This window comes from Kitasatospora sp. NPDC097691 (assembly GCF_040302665.1).
Taxonomy (GTDB): Bacteria; Actinomycetota; Actinomycetes; order Streptomycetales; family Streptomycetaceae; genus Kitasatospora.
Window position 1 is genome coordinate 123,365 of sequence record NZ_JBEORY010000020.1, and the last position, 11,437, is coordinate 134,801.

An 11,437-nucleotide genomic window follows, 5' to 3' on the forward strand; every position below is an offset into this window, starting at 1 on the left:
CTGTTCCGATCACTTCACGACTCACCCTAGGGAGGGCACTAACTTCTGGATAGTACGTACTTTGAAGTACGGTACTGACATGGAGGTAATCGAGGAGGAACGGTCACTGCTGGACCGGGTGCCCGACGTCTACGACCGGATGTGCCCCTCCCGGGGCGTGCTGGAGCACGTCACCAGCCGCTGGGGGGTCCTGGTGCTGGTCGCGCTGCGGGAACGCGGCTACCGCTTCAGCGAACTGCGCCGCCGGGTGGCCGGGGTCAGCGAGAAGATGCTCGCGCAGACCCTGCAGACGCTGGAACGGGACGGCATGGTCCTGCGGGAGGCCCATCCGGTGATCCCGCCCCGGGTGGACTACAGCCTCACCCCGCTCGGCCTTGAGGCGGCCGAGTACGTCTCGGCGCTCGCGCACTGGGTGGAGGCCCGGATGTGCGCCGTCTCGGAGGCCCGCGAGGAGTACGACGCCAGGCCGCGCTGACCCGCCGGGTCGCGGGGGCGGCGGCGGGGCTCCGCGGTCGGTGCGGTCAGGCCGCACGGCCGGAACGGCTGGGCCTCGCGTACGGCTAAGCCGCGCCGATCAGGGCTTCCAGGCCGTCCAGGACGCGGGCCAGGCCGAAGGCGTAGGCGTGGTCCGGGCTGTACGCGCCGCCGTGCGCCTCGCCGGCGGCGGCGCCGACCCGGGCCGCCACCGGGTAGCGCTCGGGGTCGAAGACCCGGGCCAGCAGCTCGGCGTTGGCGGCCCACCACTGCTCGTCGGTCATCGCGCTGTCCTGCTGGGCGGCGCGCTCGTCGGCGGCCATCCGGGCGCAGGTCTGGACGAAGCCGAGCAGGTGGGTCAGCGCGGCGTCCAGCTCCACGTCGGCCAGACCGGTGTCCTCGAAGGCGCGCAGCTCGTAGTCGTACTTGGCCATCAGGCCGGGCCCGAGCGGCGGGCGGCTGGTGGAGACGGCGGCGACCCAGGGGTGGGCGCGGTGCAGCGCCCGGTTGTCGTCCGCGACGGCGGTGACCCGGGCGCGCCAACCGTCACCGGCGGGGGCACTGCGGGGCATCGTCGCGTAGACGGTGTCCAGCATCAGGTCGAGCAGCTCGGCCTTGCCGGGCACGTAGGTGTACAGCGCCATCGGGGAGAGCCCGAGCTCCTGGGCGACCCGGCGCATGGTGACGGCGTCCACGCCCTCGGCGTCGGCCAGGGCGATCGCGGCGGCGGCGATCTCACCGGTCGAGCGCGCCTGCCTGGGCCCGCGCCGACCGGGCTTCTCCTCGGCGGTGAGCCCCCAGAGCAGGGCCAGGGTGCGCGCCGGGTCTCCTGCGCTGCTGCGGTCGGTGGCCATGGGGGCCATCGTTTCACGCATCGCCGGGGGCCCCGCACGGCGCGACGGCTACTGATCACGCATCGCCGGGGGCCCCGCGCGGCGCGACCGCTACCGTCTCCCCATGACCAGCCCTGAGCCGCTCCCCGGTACGGACACCGCGCAGACCCTCCGCGCCCGGGTGACCTGCCGCCGCTGCCACCGGCCGCTGCACGACCCGGAGTCGCGGATGCTGCGGCTCGGGCCGGAGTGCCGCGACCCGGCGGAGCGGGTCGCCCGGTTCGACGTCGACCAGGACCCGTTGCCGGGCATCGGGTAGCTCTCGGGGGCCGGCGCGGGGGCTGGTGCGGGGCCGGCGCGGGGCCGGCGCGGGTGTCAGCCGCGGCCGAGCAACCGTCCGAGGAAACCGGGGCGCTGCGGTGCGGGGGACGGTTCCGGGTCGGGCTCGGGCGTCGGCTCCGGATCCGGCTCGGGGGCGTCGGCGGCGTCCTCGGCGCGGATGGCCGCCCGTGCGAGGTCGCGGTCGGCGGGTGACACCCAGGGCGCGGCGAGCACCAGGCGGCACACCGAGCGCAGGATCGTCACCACGCGCACCCGCCGGGCGTCGACGCAGTAGTGCAGCCGCCGCCGGAGCTGCGCGGCGATGTCGGCGCGGGCCTCCGGGTGCGTCCAGCCGATGGCGACCAGCGCGAAGCCTGCCGCCTCCGCGACCCAGTCCTCCGGTCCGAGCAACAGGTCGAGCAGCACCCGGCGGCGGTCCGACTCCGGCCACGGCTGGTCGGTGCGGTGGTGGGCGATGCCGAGACAGGCGAAGGACTGCACGGCGCGCACCCACAGCTCGGGCTGGTGGGCGAGCAGGGCCCGGCCGAGCTCGTCCTCGCGCGGCAGCGGCGGGTGGGCCAGAACCCCGAGCAGGTCGTCGAGCGACAACCCGGCGAGACGGACGGCGTGGTCGTAGGCGGCCGGGACGGTCGGCCAGACGATCCCGGCGGTGGCGCGGACGAGTTCGGCGCTCTCCGGCGCGGGCGGGACGACGGCGGGCCTGGGGTCGGTGCCCTCCCAGGCCCAGATCCGGGTGGTGGTCGCGGCCAGCGGCCGCCGGGGGTCGGGTTCGTCGACGGACTGGTAAACGACGGTGCACAGCGGCAGCGCGAGGTGGAGGGCCAGCTGCGAGCTGGGCGGTTCGACGGTGGAGACGTTGCAGTCGACCGCGGTCCCGCGGTCGGTGTCGGGCGCCGCGAGGACCTGGTGCAGCAGGTTGATGGTGGCCTCGGACGTGCCGGGGACCATGCCGAACCAGGGCTCCTGGTGGCTCAACCGCGCCAGGACGTCCTGGGCGTACTCGTGGTCGGGGTGGGCGCGGTGGTGGTCCGCCAGGCCCAGCAGGTGCGCCGGGTCGCCGTCCAGGGCGTGCCGCAGGCCGTACCGGGCCGGGGCCGCCTTGGGGTGGTCGGGCTCGGTGGCGAGCACCCGGTCCAGCCAGGTCAGGCCCTCGGCGGGGCGGTCGAGGGCGCCGTACAACTCGGCGACGTCGACGGCGAGGTAGCTGCTGGAGTTGTCCCGGTCCGGCGCGGCCCGCTCCAGCTCGGCCTCCCAGACGGCGAGGGCCCGTTCCGGGTGGCCGTCGGCGCGCAGGGCGTTGCCGAGCATCACGGCGGGCAGGTACCCGGGGGCCGCGCGATGGGCCCGTTCGGCGAGTTCGACGGCGTGGGCGGTGGCGCCGAGCCGGCGGGTCAGGCCGGAGGCCATCGCCAGCAGCAGCGCGTGGTCGCCGTGGCGGGCCAGCACGGACTGCACGAAGGCCTCGAAGGGCCGGACGGCCTCGGCCAGTTCGGCGGGGAGCGGGTCGGGCAGCGCGCCGGCCGCGCGGGCCACCGCCTGGGCGACGGCGTCCGGGTCGACCAGGCCGGGCAGGTCCTCGCGGGCCAGCCAGGCGGTGTGCGCCCAGGGCCGGGCCGGCTCGTACTGGATGGCGGAGGCGAGCAGGCCGACGGCGGCGTCCCAGTCCCCGGCGGCCGCCTCCACGTGGGCGCGGCAGACGACCGTGCCGAGGTACACCTCGCCGTCCAGCGGGAACAGCTCGCGCGCGGCCGCGGGGCCACCGGCGGCGGCGGACAACTCGGCCAGCGCCTCGTGCAGTTCGGGTAGCTGCGGGTCGGCGAGGATGGCGTCGGAGAGGTGGTCGGCGGCGTGGTCGAGCTCGCCGGAGTCGATCGCCAGCCGGGCGACCGCGACCTCCCCCTCGGCGGCCAGCCGGGCGTCGCCCTCGTCATCGGTGTGACCGCCCATGCCCTGCCCCCCGGTTGCGTCGTCTCGATCCGGACGAGGCTATCCGGTGCGGGCGACGATCCGGTGATCAGCCTGGCGGCGAACTCCGGCCAACTCTCCGATCGGATACGGCCCTTACGAGTGGTTCAGACCTCCAAGGAGTGCAACTCGCGGCCACTGCCACCACGATGGCCGAGGCGCTTCGCAGCCGAAGTGCCGCTGTCCCCCTGTCGTTCGAGGACACATCGAGGATCCGATGAAGCTTTCGCGCACCGTGTCGCTGGCCGCCTCGGCCGCCGTCCTGAGCACCCTCGCCCTCGCCGGTCAGACCGCCCCGGCGTCCGCCGCCGGCTCGTTCGTGGTCAGCGAGTCCCAGTTCAACCAGATGTTCCCGAGCCGGAACTCCTTCTACACGTACAAGGGCCTGGTCGACGCGCTGAGCGCCTACCCGAAGTTCGCCGCCACCGGCGACACCGCCACCCGCAAGCGCGAGGCTGCCGCCTTCCTCGCCAACGTCAGCCACGAAACCGGCGGCCTGAAGTACGTCGTCGAGCAGAACACGGCCAACTACCCGCACTACTGCGACACTTCGCAGCCGTACGGATGCCCGGCGGGGCGGTCCGCGTACTACGGGCGCGGCCCGCTGCAGCTGAGCTGGAACTTCAACTACAAGGCCGCCGGCGACGCCCTGCACATCGACCTGCTGCACGACCCGTACCAGGTCGAGAAGAACCCGGCCACCTCCTGGAAGACCGCCCTCTGGTTCTGGAACAGCCAGAACGGCGCCGGACGGATGACCTCGCACGACGCCGTCGTCAACAACAGGGGCTTCGGCGAGACCATCCGCAGCATCAACGGCGCCCTGGAGTGCGACGGGAAGAACCCCGCCGAGCGCAACGACCGCATCAACCTCTACAAGAAGTTCGTCGGCGTGCTGAAGACGGACGTCGGCGGCGGCAACATCTCCTGCTGAACGCCTGCGTGAGGCGGAGTGGGAAGTCGGCCCGGCCGACTTCCCACTCCGACTGCCCACTTTGGCTTCCGGATCCGGCTTCAAGCTCGGTCCTCGGAGTTCGGCGGCGGTACCGTTGTCAGTGCCCTCTGCTTCACTGACGCCAGGCGTGGAGAAGGCTGCGTCGAGGGGAGGCTGCGATGGGTGTGCTGACCGATCTCCTGCCGTTGGCTGAGGAGTTGATAGGCCTCGCACGCCGGGCGCGCGCGGCAGGCGAGCGGCTGTACTGCTGGATCTGCCTGTAGCGGTCGGCGCCGGCGGCTTCACCTGCCGATCGGGGTGGCGCCGGTGGCCGCCGTCGACGCTCGGTCATCGCCTGGAAGGCCTCCGTCTGCGCCGGGCCCCCAGGGCGGAAAACCGTTCGACCCGCGCCTGACCCGCCTGGCATCCTCCGGAAACCGGGTCGACACCGTGTCTTCGCAGGTCACAGACCTGACCGCCGACATCGCCCCGGTCGGGCGGCCGCTACGATCGGCCCGGCTCACGGAGTCCTCCGACGGTCGGGGGCACGCTCCTCGAACGGGGGATCCACGGATGGAAACCGACCCGGCCTGCGTCGTCGACGAGAGCGGCGACCTCGGTAGCGCCGTTGCCGACGCCAACGCCAACGCTGGCAACGGCAACGGCAACGGCAACGGCAACGGCAACGGCAACGGCAACGGCAGGATGGTCCTCAACCTGGCAGCGATGGTGGCGCTGGCCGCAGGCCTGGTGGCCGGCGTCTGGGGGCTGTCGTTCGTCGCCAACCCCCCGAAGCAGAACGGGAAGCCGGTCGCCAAGCCGGTCGAATGCGCCGCCCCCAGGCCCACGGACCCGCCGGGGTATCCGGCACTGTGCGCCGCGCTCAACCGCCCCGATCTGCCGACCCTGCTGGGCACGCCCGAGGACCGCGTCACCACCGCGCACCCTGCGCCCGTCGTCTTCGGCAAGGACGTCATGGCGGAGGTGCGCCTCACCATCACTGTCGTCAGCCTGATGGACAGCAGCACGTCGGTTGACGACATGATCGGCATGCCGCAGTTCTTCGCCAAGCCGACCACCCTCCTCGGCCACCCCGCCGTGACCTACTCGTCCAACGCGATGCCGCTCATCCCCGCCCCCGGCGCGAAGGTCGGCCCCGCCACCCGCAACCTCGTCGTCGCGCAGGACCCCAAGGCGCCCGGCGGCCAGGCCTTCGAGCTCGCCGTCTTCCGCGTGGACGGCCGGAGTCCCGACGACGCGGCCTTGAACCGGCTCGCCGAGACGGTGCTGCCGACCCTCCCGGGCTGGGTCGCCGCAACGCCCTGATCCCACGGCCCGCACGGCCTGAACATTTCACTACGAGAAATATTCAGGTCGATGAGCGCGTTGAGCCGGGACGTCGGCGCGGGAACGGCCTGCGCGATGGAAGGAGAGCAGCGCCGTGCGCGTCGAAGTGTGGAGTGACATCAACTGCCCCTGGTGCTACATCGGCAAGGCGCGGTTCGAGCGGGCCTTGGAGCGGTTCGAGCACCGCGAGGAGATCGAGGTCGTCCACCGCTCCTTCGAGCTGGACCCGCGCGCACCGCACGAGGCCCGTCCGGTGGTGCCGCTGATCGCCGCCAAGTACGGGATGAGCCTGGAGCAGGCCGAGGCGGCGGAGGCGAGGATCGCCGAGAGCGCGCGCGGGGAGGGGCTGCCGTACCTGAGCGAGGGGCGTGACGCGGCGAACTCCTTCGACATGCACCGCCTGCTGCACTTCGCCAAGGAGCACGGCCGGCAGGCCGAGCTGCTGGACGCCCTGTACCGGGCCAACTTCGCCGACGAGCGTTCGGCGTTCGAGGAGGGTCGGCTGGTCGAGCTGGCCGTCGAGGCCGGGCTGGACGGTGAGGCGGCGGCCGCGGTGCTGGCCGACCCGGACGCGTACGCGGACGCGGTCCGCGAGGACGAGACGACGGCGAGCGCCATGGGGGCGACGGGCGTGCCGTTCTTCGTCCTGGACCGCAGGCTGGGCGTCTCGGGCGCCCAGCCTGCGGAAACGTTCACCCGCGCCCTGCAGCAGGCTTGGGAGACCCGGGTCACCGTGCCGCTGACTCCGCTCACGCCGAAGGGGTAGCACGGGCCGACCGCCTGGTCCGGCGGTCAGGCCGGGATGAGCGCCTCCCACTGGTCCCGGGTCGGGCCGTCGTGCTGTGGCGAGAAGTCCGGCCGGGCAGCAAGCCAGACGGTGACGTGCCGGTCGACTTCTTCGGTGCCGTAGGCCTCGTCCGACGTCCGCACCAGATGCCGCACCTGGGCCCGGGCCCTCATGACGACCGGGTCGTCGAAGGCGCTGGCGGCCACGGCGGCCGCCCGTCGATCCGGGAGGGTCGAACTCTCGGCGAGGCGTTGCTCGTTGCCGCGGTCGGCCGTCACCTGCGCGTCGAACCACGGGCGGAGCGCCTGCGTCGTCCAGGCGTGGTAGTCGGCCGGGTCCGCGGCGATCCGGTCGACATGGGTGGCCAGGTACTGGGCTGCGAGCAGGCCGAGGGCCACGCCGTGGCCCAGGGTGGGGTTGGTGTGGATGAGGCTGTCGCCGGCGTTGACCAGGCCGGTGACGACCGGGCCTTCCTCGTCGGCGAGGGCGGTCCAGCGGTTGTCCAGGCCGGCCATCGCCAGGACGTCCGACTGCGGTTCGGCTGCCAGGTCGAGCCAGGCCGCGGTGGCGGGGAAGCGGCGGGCGACGGCCTCGAACACGGCGGGGTCGGTGAGCGCGCCCCGGGTCGGATCCGCGGTGGAGAGCATCACGTTCACCGCGAAGGTGTCGTTGTCGGAAGGAAAGACGCCGGCGAGCGCGAACGCTGCGGCCGAGCCGTTCTTCACCCGCCCGGGGTCCCGCGGGCCCTCGGCACGCAAGCGGTACCAGCGGCTCAGATAGGCGATCCCGGTGCGGTGGCTGTCGACCACCGGCGGGCGGCAGCCGGCCGCGACCAACCAGGCGGGAACCGGCGAGCGCCGACCGGAGGCATCGACGACGAGGTCCGCCCGATGCGCTTCCTCGCCCACCCGTACCCCGGTGACCCGGGTGGGGCTGCCCTCCCCGAAGGTGAGAGCACTCACCCGGCAGCCCGACCGCACCTCGACGGTGGGCTCCCGCCGCACGGCCGCGGCCAGTGCGGCCTCCAGCACGATGCGGCGGGTGCGCAGGGTCACCAGGTCCTCGTCGCCCGCCCGGTGCGGCGGATGCTCGTCGAACCAGTCGAAGTCGTGGTACTCGTGGGCCCCGCGGTCCAGCAGGTCCACGTAGACGTCGGGGGCCTCGGCGCGCAGAACGGTACGCACCGGCGCGAGGAACGAGTGGGGCTGGACGGCCTGCGGAACCCGGGGCCTGTTCCAGTCGAAGAAGTCCCGGTTGAGGTCGTCGCCGGCCTCGCGAGCGTCCTGCTCGAACAACGTGACCGTGTGGCCTCGTCGACCGAGCATGAGCGCTGTCCCCAGCCCGCTGGTACCCCCACCGATCACCGCAACCCGCGCCACCGAACTCCCCTTCGCGTCGTGTTGCGGAGGGAGACTACCGCTCAGTGATCTCCGATTGCCAACCGTGGTCACAGGTCACAGGCCTGATTTCCGGTCAACGGGCAAGCGGGACAAGGAACTCCGGCCGCAGACGCCAAGGGCTGCCGTCCTCGGTCTCGACGTGGTAGACCGGCCCGACACGGCCCCCGTCCCGGTCGTCGGCCTCGATGGCGCAGTCGAGGACCACGCCCCGGGTGCCCAGGATCTCCTCGCCCAGGTGGCCGAGCTCGGGTCGCGGCGGGTCCGGGGTGGTCAGTGCCACCCGCTCGCCGCGGGCAAAGGTGGCTTCGTCCGGCCATTCGATCGTCACGGCGGCAGAGTACGCCGCGGGTCTCAGTCGTAGAAGAACTGGCGGAGGTCGTCGGCGGCTCCGGGCCCGAAGACGAAGGCCTCGAAGCCGATGACGGTACGGGACGGCGGCGGCCCGTCGAGCGGGAGCCGCCGCAGCCAGGCCTCGCCCTGCTCGCCGACCGCATGGATTGCGGACAGCAGTTCGGCCATCCTCGCCGGCCGGGGCGGCGTCACACCGGTCACGGGCACAAGCCTCCAGCCGCCGGCGCGGGCGGCGACGCGGAGCACATCCGCCCAGGCAGCCAGACGGCCGAGCCTTACGGGCCAGGGGAGTTCAGTGGACGGGTCCACGTACGCCGGGGTCGTGGCAGCGATGTCGTCCATGACCCGGCGCTCAAGCGTCGTGCGAGTCCAGCGACCCTCCTGGGCGTCCTCAATGGCGGCATCCCACCACTCCCAGGCGCTGTGCAAGCGGGCCGCGAACTCGTCCATGCGGCCCAGGCTAGTGGGAACGGGGATTGAGGCGGGCGGCCAGCCAGGGGGAGTTACGGCCGGCGGCCTCGCGGTAGGCGATCCGCTGGACGGCGAAGAGCAGCCGGTAGAGGTTGAGGGCCGTCTCGGAGTCGTCCGCGGCGAAGCCCAGGTGGTGGATGAAGTCCTCCAGGTCGGGCCAGTCGAAGTCGTCGTCGACGGGCGGGGTGACCTGGACGCCAGCGAGCGTGTTGAACGCGGCGGCGACGGCGTAGTGCGTGGCAGCGAGGGCGTTGGCGACGGACGGGTCGGGGTCAGACATCTCGGGGGTCCTCTTCGTCGGGCCTTGCAACGTTGAGCGCGGTGACGACGCCGAGCGCGACGGTGGCCATCGCCAGGGCGAGGAGAAGCAGGAAGGCGGCGCCGATCAGGAACCGCACGGGGGCTCGCGGTCGGCGTCGAGGAGGAGGGTCAGGAGGTTCATGAGAGTGGAGGCGGGAGCGGTGTTGAAGCAGACCAGGACGCGGCCGTCGAGGGTCTTGTCCGTGGTCGCGGAGGGGAAGACCAGGCCGAACTTCTTGCCGCGTTCGTGGAGTTCGGCGAGGAGCGTGCGGATGTGGGCGTCGGAGTACGCCAGGATCCGGGGGTCCGTGGGCTGCATGGGGTAGCGACGGCGACTCACGCGGCGGGCTCCAGCTCGAACCAGACGGCCTTGCCCCGCTTGCGGGGGTCGGCGCCGAAGCGATGGGTGAGGGTGCGGACGAGGTGAAGACCGCGGCCGGAGAGGGAGAGCGGGTCCGCGGGAGTGCGGGGCTCGCCGGGCAGGACGGGGCTGTCGTCGCAGACGGAGACCCGGAGGCGGGTGGTGGACAGGGAGACGACCACCAGCGGAGCCGGACTGCCCCCGTGGCGCCAGGCGTTGACGAAGAGTTCGTGGAGCGCCAGCTCGGCGTCCGCGATCGTGGCCGGCGGCCACCCGGCGGAGGCGAGGAGGTCGGACAGCTCGGCCCGAGCGGTGGACCAGTCGGGAGGGTTGCAGGCACGCATGAGACCCCCAGAGAAGGGAGAGGAGGGGTGATCAACGGAGGGTCACCGTGAGCGAGACCTGGTGAGGCTGCTCTGCGGTGCGAGAACAGGCGTTACTGACACTCCGCCATGTGATCGGTGCAACACTGAGAGTAGGGCCATCGGTCACATGCGTGCAACCTAGTTGCCGAGATGCCTTGGCTGACTTGGCTAAGCTCACTCGTGTGGGTGGAGACTGGCCCAACACGGAAGGAATCCCCCTTGGCACTCAGGACCCAAATCAGCGAGCGACAGCGGCGGTTCGGCGCTGAGCTGAGGAGGTTGCGCGAGGCTGCCGACCTGTCGGTCAAGGATGCTGGCGCTCTCATCGGCATCGCCGGCCCGCAGCTCAGCCACATCGAGGCAGCACGTACCGGGCTCGACCCCGAGCGTCTCACGAGCTTGCTCAGCAGCTACGGGTGCACGGATGATACCTACATCAGGCTTCTGCATGATCTCGGAGCGAGCAACGGCAAGGGCTGGTGGAGTGAGTTCAAGGGGAGGGTTCCGGCGCTCTCACTGGATCTGGCTGAAGTGGAAGACAGAGCAGGGTCGTTCGCTGTCTTCGATGCGCTACACATCCCTGGAACGCTGCAAGTTCCGGGCTACGTCGAGGCCATCTACAAAGACGCCTACAAGGACGGGCGCTGGGATACAGCAACGGCCGTCGAGTTCCGCCTGCAACGCCAACGAATTGTCACCGATAGCAGGCAGCGACAGTTTCACTTTGTCATCCACGAAGCAGCCCTCCGGATGCAGTTCGCTGGCAAGGCGGTCATGAGGGACCAACTGCATCACCTCGTTGACATGGCAGAGCTTCCCAATGTCACGATTGAGATCTTGACGTTCGACGCCCCTGGAAAGGCTCCCTTCGCGGGCACGTTCCTCATCTGCGACCCTGGGTGCGCTGCTCTAACAACCGTCATCTTGGATGGACCGAAGCGCGCCCACCACCTCGGTGACCCGGAGGACGTTGCGGCGTATCACCAAAAGTTCCAGGAGATCAGGGATCTCGCACTCCCTGCAGTCGACACCAGCATGCCCCGCCGCGAGACACACTCTCGCGATTCTTGGGGGCTCCTTCAACACCTTCTTTACGAACTCCAGCACTGAAAGGGCACTCGATGTCCCAGCTCCTCTGGCAGAAGTCATCCTTTAGCGACGCTGACGGCGGCACTACCTGTGTTGAGCTGGCTTCCGGAGGCAAGGATGTCCGTCATCTCCGTGAGTCCGACGACCCCTCCCTCGTCATCACTACCTCTGCCGCCAAGCTCCGCGCCTTCCTCCTCGGAGCCAAGGCCGGCGAGTTCGACCACCTCATCTGAACCTCACCGCTCCCCCGCCCGCTCGCCGCGCCGGCGAGCGGGCGGGGGTCGTCCTCAAAGACCGGGAAACGCGAAGAACCCCCATCCGGGATCCGGATGGGGGTTCTTCACAATGATTGTTCGGCGGCGTCCTACTCTCCCACAGGGTCCCCCCTGCAGTACCATCGGCGCTGTGAGGCTTAGCT

At 71.4% G+C, this 11,437-nt stretch carries 16 protein-coding genes and 1 rRNA gene; 7 read left to right on the plus strand and 10 right to left on the minus strand.

Features of this window, described 5'->3' with window-relative positions:
• The first annotated feature begins 79 nt into the window (after positions 1-79).
• Positions 80-475, plus strand: a complete 396-nt coding sequence (locus ABTY56_RS16970) for a winged helix-turn-helix transcriptional regulator (protein WP_350629581.1) — start codon at positions 80-82, stop codon at positions 473-475.
• Between the two features lie 85 nt (positions 476-560).
• Here the strand turns inward: ABTY56_RS16970 and ABTY56_RS16975 are convergent, their stop codons facing one another.
• Positions 561-1,328 carry a TetR/AcrR family transcriptional regulator C-terminal domain-containing protein gene (locus ABTY56_RS16975; RefSeq protein ID WP_350629582.1) on the minus strand — a complete coding sequence of 256 codons (768 nt, stop codon included), beginning with the start codon at positions 1,326-1,328 and terminating at the stop codon, positions 561-563.
• 103 nt (positions 1,329-1,431) lie between these two features.
• On the opposite strand from ABTY56_RS16975, the gene ABTY56_RS16980 reads away from it, so the two are divergent.
• Positions 1,432-1,626: a DUF6011 domain-containing protein gene (locus ABTY56_RS16980; RefSeq protein ID WP_350629583.1), complete on the plus strand. Its 195-nt coding sequence runs from the start codon at positions 1,432-1,434 to the stop codon at positions 1,624-1,626.
• Between the two features lie 56 nt (positions 1,627-1,682).
• Here the strand turns inward: ABTY56_RS16980 and ABTY56_RS16985 are convergent, their stop codons facing one another.
• Entirely contained in the window at positions 1,683-3,596 is a 1,914-nt protein-coding gene (locus ABTY56_RS16985) for a tetratricopeptide repeat protein (protein ID WP_350629584.1), read from the minus strand.
• 235 nt (positions 3,597-3,831) lie between these two features.
• Here ABTY56_RS16985 and ABTY56_RS16990 point away from each other — a divergent pair, with 235 nt between their 5' ends.
• From ABTY56_RS16990 to ABTY56_RS17000, 3 genes are all read left to right on the plus strand, one after another.
• Complete coding sequence (locus tag ABTY56_RS16990) at positions 3,832-4,548, plus strand: chitinase (protein ID WP_350629585.1); 717 nt, start codon at positions 3,832-3,834, stop codon at positions 4,546-4,548.
• 573 nt (positions 4,549-5,121) lie between these two features.
• Positions 5,122-5,874, plus strand: coding sequence for a DUF6215 domain-containing protein (locus ABTY56_RS16995; protein WP_350629586.1), 753 nt, complete (start codon positions 5,122-5,124; stop codon positions 5,872-5,874).
• A 115-nt stretch (positions 5,875-5,989) separates the two neighbouring features.
• Complete coding sequence (locus ABTY56_RS17000; RefSeq protein ID WP_350629587.1) at positions 5,990-6,661, plus strand: DsbA family oxidoreductase; 672 nt, start codon at positions 5,990-5,992, stop codon at positions 6,659-6,661.
• A 26-nt stretch (positions 6,662-6,687) separates the two neighbouring features.
• On the opposite strand, the gene ABTY56_RS17005 is transcribed toward ABTY56_RS17000, so the two are convergent.
• From ABTY56_RS17005 to ABTY56_RS17035, 7 genes are all read right to left on the minus strand, one after another.
• Positions 6,688-8,061 (minus strand): FAD-dependent oxidoreductase, encoded by a 1,374-nt coding sequence (locus ABTY56_RS17005; protein WP_350629588.1) that lies wholly within the window; start codon positions 8,059-8,061, stop codon positions 6,688-6,690.
• A 94-nt stretch (positions 8,062-8,155) separates the two neighbouring features.
• A complete protein-coding gene (locus tag ABTY56_RS17010; RefSeq protein ID WP_350629589.1) occupies positions 8,156-8,410 on the minus strand; it encodes a hypothetical protein in 255 nt (84 codons plus the stop codon).
• 23 nt (positions 8,411-8,433) lie between these two features.
• Positions 8,434-8,883: a hypothetical protein gene (locus ABTY56_RS17015; protein ID WP_350629590.1), complete on the minus strand. Its 450-nt coding sequence runs from the start codon at positions 8,881-8,883 to the stop codon at positions 8,434-8,436.
• Positions 8,884-8,893: 10 nt separating this feature from the next.
• The gene (locus tag ABTY56_RS17020; RefSeq protein ID WP_350629591.1) at positions 8,894-9,184 is read right to left on the minus strand and encodes a hypothetical protein; all 291 of its coding nucleotides are present in this window, start codon (positions 9,182-9,184) and stop codon (positions 8,894-8,896) included.
• Entirely contained in the window at positions 9,177-9,302 is a 126-nt protein-coding gene (locus ABTY56_RS17025; RefSeq protein WP_350629592.1) for a hypothetical protein, read from the minus strand. Before ABTY56_RS17025 ends, ABTY56_RS17020 begins: the two co-directional genes overlap by 8 nt.
• The gene (locus ABTY56_RS17030; protein ID WP_350629593.1) at positions 9,290-9,544 is read right to left on the minus strand and encodes a hypothetical protein; all 255 of its coding nucleotides are present in this window, start codon (positions 9,542-9,544) and stop codon (positions 9,290-9,292) included. The genes ABTY56_RS17025 and ABTY56_RS17030 overlap by 13 nt, the downstream gene beginning before the upstream one ends.
• Positions 9,541-9,909 carry an ATP-binding protein gene (locus tag ABTY56_RS17035; protein WP_350629594.1) on the minus strand — a complete coding sequence of 123 codons (369 nt, stop codon included), beginning with the start codon at positions 9,907-9,909 and terminating at the stop codon, positions 9,541-9,543. The genes ABTY56_RS17030 and ABTY56_RS17035 overlap by 4 nt, the downstream gene beginning before the upstream one ends.
• 240 nt (positions 9,910-10,149) lie before the next feature.
• On the opposite strand from ABTY56_RS17035, the gene ABTY56_RS17040 reads away from it, so the two are divergent.
• Both ABTY56_RS17040 and ABTY56_RS17045 read left to right on the plus strand, forming a co-directional pair.
• Positions 10,150-11,040 (plus strand): helix-turn-helix domain-containing protein, encoded by an 891-nt coding sequence (locus ABTY56_RS17040; protein WP_350629595.1) that lies wholly within the window; start codon positions 10,150-10,152, stop codon positions 11,038-11,040.
• An 11-nt stretch (positions 11,041-11,051) separates the two neighbouring features.
• Entirely contained in the window at positions 11,052-11,252 is a 201-nt protein-coding gene (locus ABTY56_RS17045; RefSeq protein WP_350629596.1) for a DUF397 domain-containing protein, read from the plus strand.
• A gap of 118 nt (positions 11,253-11,370) precedes the next feature.
• Here ABTY56_RS17045 and rrf read toward each other — a convergent pair.
• A 5S ribosomal RNA gene (gene rrf, locus ABTY56_RS38845) occupies positions 11,371-11,437 on the minus strand; the annotation flags it as partial.

Coding starts and splice junctions, on each gene's coding strand:
- ABTY56_RS16975 (WP_350629582.1), bottom strand. CDS start 1,328: ATGGCCACCGACCGCAGCAGCGCAGGAGACCCGGCGCGCACCCTGGCC.
- ABTY56_RS17020 (WP_350629591.1), bottom strand. CDS start 9,184: ATGTCTGACCCCGACCCGTCCGTCGCCAACGCCCTCGCTGCCACGCAC.
- ABTY56_RS17015 (WP_350629590.1), bottom strand. CDS start 8,883: ATGGACGAGTTCGCGGCCCGCTTGCACAGCGCCTGGGAGTGGTGGGAT.
- ABTY56_RS16980 (WP_350629583.1), top strand. CDS start 1,432: ATGACCAGCCCTGAGCCGCTCCCCGGTACGGACACCGCGCAGACCCTC.
- ABTY56_RS16995 (WP_350629586.1), top strand. CDS start 5,122: ATGGAAACCGACCCGGCCTGCGTCGTCGACGAGAGCGGCGACCTCGGT.
- ABTY56_RS16985 (WP_350629584.1), bottom strand. CDS start 3,596: ATGGGCGGTCACACCGATGACGAGGGCGACGCCCGGCTGGCCGCCGAG.
- ABTY56_RS16970 (WP_350629581.1), top strand. CDS start 80: ATGGAGGTAATCGAGGAGGAACGGTCACTGCTGGACCGGGTGCCCGAC.
- ABTY56_RS17045 (WP_350629596.1), top strand. CDS start 11,052: ATGTCCCAGCTCCTCTGGCAGAAGTCATCCTTTAGCGACGCTGACGGC.
- ABTY56_RS17035 (WP_350629594.1), bottom strand. CDS start 9,909: ATGCGTGCCTGCAACCCTCCCGACTGGTCCACCGCTCGGGCCGAGCTG.
- ABTY56_RS16990 (WP_350629585.1), top strand. CDS start 3,832: ATGAAGCTTTCGCGCACCGTGTCGCTGGCCGCCTCGGCCGCCGTCCTG.